General features: G+C 66.9%; 1 protein-coding gene. It reads left to right on the plus strand.

Annotation, left to right across the window (positions count from 1 at the left end; genetic code table 11):
- Positions 1-28 precede the first annotated feature (28 nt).
- Positions 29-854 (plus strand): cadherin-like domain-containing protein (locus DFH01_RS27720; protein ID WP_158287940.1); only part of this gene is annotated, 826 nt, incomplete at its 3' end.

The following is an 854-nucleotide window of genomic DNA, read 5'->3' on the forward strand; positions in this document are numbered from 1 at the left end:
CGATTTTGAGACGCAATCCTCCTACAGCGTGACCATCCGCGCCGATGACGGCGCCGGCGGCACCTACGACGAGACCTTCACCATCGCCGTCACCGACGTCGACGAGACGCCGGACAACACCGCGCCGGTCGCCAATGACGACGCGACGACGATCGGCGAGAATGTCGCCTACGATTTCTGGCATTACATCGACGTCGTCGCCAACGACACCGATGCGGACAGCGACAGCCTTTTCGTCACGGGCGTGTCCGTGCTGGGCGGCGCGCCGGTGGTCGCGGAGATCTGGAGCGACACCGAGATTCGCTTCTACGTCGATGATCCGAACAACGACTGGAACGGCGCGTTCCAACTGCAATACAGCATCGCGGACGGCAATGGCGGCAGCGACACGGCCATCGTGGACGTCACGGTCACGCCGGAGAACGACGCGCCGGTGGTCCTGGACGACGTCCGGACGGTGGCCGAGGATGGCAGCCTGAACGGCTCGGTCGCCGGCCTGGCCGACGATGTGGACGGCGACGGGCTGACCTTCGCGCTGGTGGGCGGCGGTCTCGCTGGCCTGACCTTCAACGAAGACGGCAGCTACAGCTACGCGCCGCCGGCCGACTTCAACGGGACGGTCAGCTTCCAGTTCACCGCCAATGACGGCACGACCGACAGCAACATCGGCACCGTCGAGATCACGGTCACGCCGGTCAACGACGCGCCGGTGGTTGGCGACGACGTCCGGACGGTGGCCGAGGATGGCAGCCTGAACGGCTCGGTCGCCGGCCTCGCCGACGATGTGGACGGCGACGGGCTGACCTTCGCGCTGGTGGGCGGCGGTCTCGCTGGCCTGACCTTCAACGAAGACG

Origin of the sequence: Falsiroseomonas bella (genome assembly GCF_003173615.1) — a bacterium.
Taxonomy (GTDB): domain Bacteria; phylum Pseudomonadota; class Alphaproteobacteria; order Acetobacterales; family Acetobacteraceae; genus Falsiroseomonas; species Falsiroseomonas bella.